A 4,355-nucleotide genomic window follows, 5' to 3' on the forward strand; every position below is an offset into this window, starting at 1 on the left:
GCCGAGGCGGCCTGGCCGAGCACGACCGTCTGGATCTGCGGACGGATGTACTGCATCGTGTCGTAGATCGCCGTCATGGCCGTGAACGAGCCGCCGGGGCTGTTGATGTACATGACGATGTCGCGGTCGGGGTCCATCGACTCGAGCACGAGCAGCTGGGCCATGACGTCATCCGCCGAGGCGTCGTCGACCTGCACGCCGAGGAAGATGATGCGGTCTTCGAAGAGCTTCGCGTACGGGTCCTGGCGCTTGAAGCCGTAGGCCGTGCGCTCCTCGAAGCTCGGGAGGATGTAGCGGCTCTCCGGAAGGTTGCCGGCGGCGCGGAACGTGGGGGTGTCCATCTGAAGGGGCGTCCTTACTTGGTGCCGCCGCCGCCGATGACATCGGCAGCGGATTCGCGGATGTGGTCGACGAAGCCGTAGTCGAGCGCCTCTTGGGCGGTGAACCAGCGGTCGCGGTCGCCGTCGGCGTTGACCTGCTCGACGGACTTGCCGGTCTGCGCCGCGGTGATCTCGGCGAGACGCTTCTTCATGTCGTTGATGAGCGCCGCCTGCGTCTGGATGTCGGACGAGGTGCCGCCGAACCCACCGTGCGGCTGGTGCAGCAGCACGCGCGCGTTGGGCGTGATGTAGCGCTTGCCCTTCGTGCCGGCGGTGAGCAGCAGCTGACCCATCGAGGCCGCCATGCCGATGCCGACCGTGACGATGTCGTTGGGCACGAACTGCATGGTGTCGTAGATCGCCATGCCCGCCGTGATCGAGCCGCCGGGGCTGTTGACGTACAGGAAGATGTCCTTGTCCGCGTCTTCGGCGGCGAGGAGCAGGAGCTTCGCGGCGATCTCGTTCGCGTTCTCGTCGCGCACCTCCGACCCGAGCCAGATGATGCGGTCCTTCAGCAGTCGGTCGAAGACGCTCGGCGTGAATGCCGGTTCGGCCATGTCGGGAACTCCGTCTCTCTTGATTCCGAGGTCGAATCTACTTGGCCCCCGTGACCCCCCGTGGCCCTGTTCGCCGTGGGCAGATACGTGTCGCGACGTAGGGTCGCACCATGGACGACTGGAAGGCGCGCGTCGCCGCGACGTGGGCGGATGCCGGCACGCTCGGCGAACAGGAGGTCGAGTCCGCGATCGAGTCGCTCGTCGCCGAGCGACCGGCCGACGACCCGCTCGCGCTGTACGAGCTCGCGGGGGTTCGCGACTATGTCGGGCGCGAGGCGGAGGCGGAGCCGCTCTACCGCCGGGCCCTCGACCTCGGGTTGTCCGACGACGATCGCCCGTTCGCGGTCATCCAACTCGCCTCGACGGTGCGCAACCTCGGCCGCCCGCAGGAGTCCCTCGACCTGCTGCGCGACGAGTTCGCCGAGGCACCGCAGCATCCGCTCGCCGACGCCGCGACCGCCTTCGCCGCGCTCGCCCTCGCCGACCTCGGGCGCGACCGCGAGGCGCTCGTCGCGGCCCTCCACGCGCTCACCCCGCACCTGCCCGCCTACCGCCGTGCGCTCGACGCGTACGCCGACGACCTCCTGGAGCGCCCATGATCGACCACCGCGGCACGACCGCCCTCATCACCGGGGCGAGCTCGGGGCTCGGCGTCGAGTTCGCGCGACAGCTCGCCGCCCGCGGGGCCGACGTCGTGCTCGTCGCCCGCCGGGCGGACCGGCTCGAGACCCTCGCCACAGAACTCCGTGACACGTACGGCGTGACCGCTCACGTCATCCCGTGCGACCTCGCCCAGTCCCGGCCCGGCGTCGCCCTCGCCGCGGAGTGCGCCGAGCGCGGGATCGAGATCGACACCCTCGTCGCGAATGCGGGCTTCGGCACGTACGCCCCGTTCGACGAGGAGGACGGCGACCGTATTGCCGACGAGATCGCCGTCAACGTCGCCGCCGTCGTCGACCTCACGCACGCCTTCTACCCCGGGATGCTGCGACGCGGTCGTGGCGCGCTCGTCACCGTCGCGAGCACCGCCGGGCACCAGCCCGTTCCGCGGATGGCGGTCTACGGCGCGACGAAGGCCTTCGTGCTGAGCTTCACCGAGGCGCTGTGGTTCGAGGCGCGGCACTCCGGGCTGCGCGTGCTCGCCCTCTCCCCAGGTGCGACGGAGTCGGAGTTCTTCGACATCGCCGACAACGGCGGACGCTTCGGCACCCGTCGGCAGCCCGCGGCCGACGTCGTCGCGTTCGCGATGCGCGCCCTCGACCGGCGTCGTGGAGGCGCCGTCGGCATCCCGGGTGTCGGCAACCGGCTCGCGGCGCTCGCCGCGCGGCTCTTCCCGCGCCGCCTCGTGGTCACGGGAGCGGGGCGCATCTCGGGCGCTTAGCGGTCGAGCAGCTTCTCGAGCGTGTTGAGGTTGCGCGTGGTGAGCCACTGCTTGTGCTTGCCCGATCCCTGCGCCTTGCCGAAGGCGGAGTCGAGCGTGAGCCCCTTCGGCACAGTCCAGTAGAGGACGCCGTCACCCGGCTCGACTCTCTCGACACCGGCGTCGAGCCTGATGCTCCGCAACTCGTCGCGGGTTGCGGCGTCCATGGCGAAGATCACGTAGGCGTGCAGGTCGCCCGACCGTTCGAACGGATACGCCTCGGCGATCGCGCGAACGGCATCCTGCGTCAGCACGTGCACCCAGGCCTCGTAGCCGAAGCGCTCGCGCAGCGCCGCCTCGAGCCGCTCCTTCGCGGTCGCCGCGGCATCCGTCGTCGTGAACAGCACGTTGCCGCTCGCGAGCACCGTGACGACGTCGTCGTAGCCGAGCCCGCGCACCACCTCGGCGAGGTCGGCCATCTTCATGTTCACGCCGCCGACGTTCACGCCGCGCAGGAGCCCCACGTATCTCGTCATGCCGCTGATTCTGCGCGCGAAGTGCCACTTCTGACAGGTTTCGGCACGCGAAAGTCGCAGAAACGGGCACGTCGTGCGCTCGACCGAGGGACGACGAAGCCCCCGGCTCCGAGGAACCGGGGGCTTCGGGGGCACTCAGGAGTGGTCGTGACCGTAGTGCTCGTTGCCGGGCTTGCGGCCGTGCCCATCCTTGGCCGTCGACGAGCCGTGGTCGTGGCCGTCGTGCTCCTCGGCGACGAAAGGCTCGCCGGCATCCTCACCGGTGCCGAGGGCGCGCTGCACGAAGTCGGAGACGTCGACCGCCTTGCCCTTCGTGTCGACGACCTTGGCCTTGCTCAGCACGGTCGCGAGCGCCTTCGAGCGGGCGATCTCACCGACGACGCCGGGCAGCTGGCCGTTCTGGTCGAGCACCTTCACGAACTCGCCGGGCTCCATGCCGTACTGGGCGCTCGCCTGCACGACGTAGGTCGTGAGCTCGTTCTGGCCGACCTTGACCTCTTCGGCCTCGGCGATCGCGTCGAGCAGGATCTGGGTGCGGAACGTCTTCTCGCTCGACTCCGAGACCTCCTTGCGGTGCTCGTCGTCCTCGAGCCGGCCCTCGCCCTCGAGGTGACGGTGCACCTCGTCGTCGATGAGACCCTGCGGAACCGGGATGTCGAGCTTCTCGAGCAGCACGTCGACGATCTTGTCGCGCGCCTCGATCGACTGCGAGAAGCCCTTGCTCTTCTCGAGCTGCGCGCGCACGTCGGCACGGAGCTCGCCGATCGTGTCGAACTGGCTCGCGATCTGTGCGAACTCGTCGTCGGCCTCGGGCAGCTCGCGCTCCTTGACCGAGAGGAGGGTCACGGCGATCTGCGCCTTCTCGCCCTCGTGGTCGCCGCCGAGCAGCGCCGACTCGAACGTCGTCGACTCGCCCGCGGTGAGGGTGTCGAGCGCCTCGTCGATGCCGTCGATGAGCTCGCCCGATCCGAGCTCGTACGAGATGTTGCTCGCGGTGTCGACCTCGGCACCGCCGATGGTCGCGACGAGGTCGAGCGAGAGGAAGTCGCCGGTCTTCGCCGGGCGGTCGACCGTCACGAGCGTGCCGAAGCGGCCGCGCAGGTTCTCGAGCTCGGTCTCGACCTCGTCGGGCGTGACCGCGACCGGCTCGACCTCGAGCTTGAGTCCGTCGTACTTCGGGAGCGTGAAGTCGGGCCGCACGTCGACCTCGACGACGACCTCGAGGTCGCCCGAGAAGTCCTTCTCGTTCGGAAGCTTCACGATGTCGGCCGACGGTCGGCCGAGCGGCTTGAGCCCCTGCTCGGTCGCGGCGTCGCGGTAGAACTTGTCGAGGCCCTCGTTGACGGCGTGGCTGATGACCTCGCCACGGCCGACGCGCTGGTCGATGATGGGCGGCGGCACCTTGCCCTTGCGGAAGCCGGGGATGTTCACCGACTCGGCGATGTGCTGGTACGCGTGGGTGATGCTCGGCTTGAGCTCCTCCGGCGTCACGGTGATGTTCAGCTTCACGCGGGTGGGCGAC

The 4,355-nt window shown here is 69.5% G+C and carries 6 protein-coding genes; 2 read left to right on the forward strand and 4 right to left on the reverse strand.

The window, feature by feature from the left end:
- Window positions 1-341 (reverse strand): ATP-dependent Clp protease proteolytic subunit (locus ACO1X9_RS08635; protein WP_486350417.1); only part of this gene is annotated, 341 nt, incomplete at its 3' end.
- 14 nt (window positions 342-355) lie between these two features.
- Window positions 356-937, reverse strand: a complete 582-nt coding sequence (locus ACO1X9_RS08640; protein WP_486350418.1) for an ATP-dependent Clp protease proteolytic subunit — start codon at window positions 935-937, stop codon at window positions 356-358.
- Between the two features lie 110 nt (window positions 938-1,047).
- Here ACO1X9_RS08640 and ACO1X9_RS08645 point away from each other — a divergent pair, with 110 nt between their 5' ends.
- Together ACO1X9_RS08645 and ACO1X9_RS08650 are read left to right on the forward strand one after the other, a co-directional pair.
- Window positions 1,048-1,536 (forward strand): tetratricopeptide repeat protein, encoded by a 489-nt coding sequence (locus tag ACO1X9_RS08645; protein WP_486350419.1) that lies wholly within the window; start codon window positions 1,048-1,050, stop codon window positions 1,534-1,536.
- Window positions 1,533-2,318, forward strand: a complete 786-nt coding sequence (locus ACO1X9_RS08650; RefSeq protein WP_486350420.1) for an SDR family NAD(P)-dependent oxidoreductase — start codon at window positions 1,533-1,535, stop codon at window positions 2,316-2,318. The genes ACO1X9_RS08645 and ACO1X9_RS08650 overlap by 4 nt, the downstream gene beginning before the upstream one ends.
- Here ACO1X9_RS08650 and ACO1X9_RS08655 read toward each other — a convergent pair.
- Both ACO1X9_RS08655 and tig read right to left on the reverse strand, forming a co-directional pair.
- Entirely contained in the window at window positions 2,315-2,833 is a 519-nt protein-coding gene (locus ACO1X9_RS08655; protein WP_486350421.1) for a DUF1697 domain-containing protein, read from the reverse strand. The genes ACO1X9_RS08650 and ACO1X9_RS08655 overlap by 4 nt on opposite strands.
- Before the next feature lie 135 nt (window positions 2,834-2,968).
- The coding region (gene tig, locus ACO1X9_RS08660; RefSeq protein ID WP_486350422.1) for a trigger factor at window positions 2,969-4,355 on the reverse strand (1,387 nt) is incomplete at its 5' end.

Source organism: Pseudolysinimonas sp. (assembly GCF_057350545.1).

Excerpts from the sequence above, each read along its gene's own strand:
- ACO1X9_RS08655 (WP_486350421.1), bottom strand. The coding sequence starts at position 2,833 with ATGACGAGATACGTGGGGCTCCTGCGCGGCGTGAACGTCGGCGGCGTG.
- ACO1X9_RS08650 (WP_486350420.1), top strand. The coding sequence starts at position 1,533 with ATGATCGACCACCGCGGCACGACCGCCCTCATCACCGGGGCGAGCTCG.
- ACO1X9_RS08640 (WP_486350418.1), bottom strand. The coding sequence starts at position 937 with ATGGCCGAACCGGCATTCACGCCGAGCGTCTTCGACCGACTGCTGAAG.
- ACO1X9_RS08645 (WP_486350419.1), top strand. The coding sequence starts at position 1,048 with ATGGACGACTGGAAGGCGCGCGTCGCCGCGACGTGGGCGGATGCCGGC.